Genomic DNA, 1,337 nt, shown 5'->3' on the forward strand with positions numbered 1-1,337 from the left:
ACCCACGAGATCGCACTCCTCAAGCGGCACCGGTTTGCCAAGCGCAGCGAGCAGATCAGTCCTGAGCAAGGCAGCTTGCTCGACGATCTGCTTAACATCGATCTTGAGGCTGTCGACGCCGAGCTGAAAGCACTGCTTCCCGCTCCAGCTCCAGCAGAGGCGCGCCAAAAGCCAAAGCGCGCGCCGTTGCCGCCACAGTTTCCACGCACCGTCATTCATCATGAGCCAGAAAACACCCAGTGCTCCTGCGGTTGCCAGCTCCAGCGCATCGGCGAGGACGTCAGCGAGAAGCTGGATTACACGCCAGGCGTGTTCACCGTCGAACAACACGTGCGTGGAAAGTGGGCCTGCCGTCAGTGCGAAACACTGATCCAGGCGCCGGTACCGGCCCAGGTGATCGACAAGGGCATCCCAACCGCAGGCCTGCTGGCTCACGTGATGGTGGCGAAGTTTGCTGACCACTTGCCGCTGTATCGGCAGGAGAAAATTTTCGGGCGCGCCGGTTTAGCGATCCCTCGCTCGACACTGGCGCAATGGGTTGGGCAGACCGGTGTGCAGCTTCAACCGTTGGTTGATGCCTTGCGAGAAGCTGTCTTGGCACAGCGAGTCGTCCATGCCGACGAGACGCCGGTGCAAATGCTTGCACCCGGACAGAAGAAAACTCACCGTGCTTATGTCTGGGCTTACTGCACCACACCGTTCTCGGCAATTAAAACTGTGGTTTATGACTTCAGCCCGAGCCGGGCCGGTGAGCATGCGCGTAACTTCCTCGGCACGTGGAACGGCAAGCTGGTGTGCGATGACTTTGCTGGCTACAAAGCAGGCTTCGAGAAGGGCATGACCGAAATCGGCTGCATGGCCCACGCCCGCCGTAAGTTTTTCGATCTGCACGTGGCGAATAAAAGCCAGTTGGCAGAGCAGGCGCTGCACTCGATTGGCGGCTTGTACGAGGTTGAACGCCAAGCGCGAGACATGAGTGACGAGGATCGTTGGCGAATCCGGCAAGAAAAAGCAGCACCATTGGCGAAAGCACTGCACGACTGGATGTTGACCCAGCGCGATCTTGTGCCTAACGGCTCAGCAACAGCCAAAGCCCTGGATTACAGCCTTAAACGCTGGGTAGCGCTGACGCGCTACCTGGAAGATGGGGCTGTACCCATAGACAACAACGCAGTCGAAAACCAGATTCGGCCGTGGGCACTTGGACGTTCCAACTGGTTGTTTGCCGGATCGCTTCGCAGCGGCAAGCGGGCGGCGGCGATCATGAGTTTGATCCAATCGGCGCGCATGAATGGGCACGATCCGTATGCCTATCTTAAAGATGTGCTGGCGCGGTT

At 58.8% G+C, this 1,337-nt stretch carries 1 protein-coding gene; it reads left to right on the forward strand.

What is annotated here, in order from left to right; genetic code table 11:
* On the forward strand, positions 1–1,337 hold a 1,337-nt coding region (gene tnpC / locus KDX37_RS29150; protein WP_231656630.1), incomplete at both ends, for an IS66 family transposase.

The sequence above is a fragment of the Pseudomonas californiensis genome (genome assembly GCF_021147775.1).
In the GTDB taxonomy this organism is placed as follows: domain Bacteria; phylum Pseudomonadota; class Gammaproteobacteria; order Pseudomonadales; family Pseudomonadaceae; genus Aquipseudomonas; species Aquipseudomonas californiensis.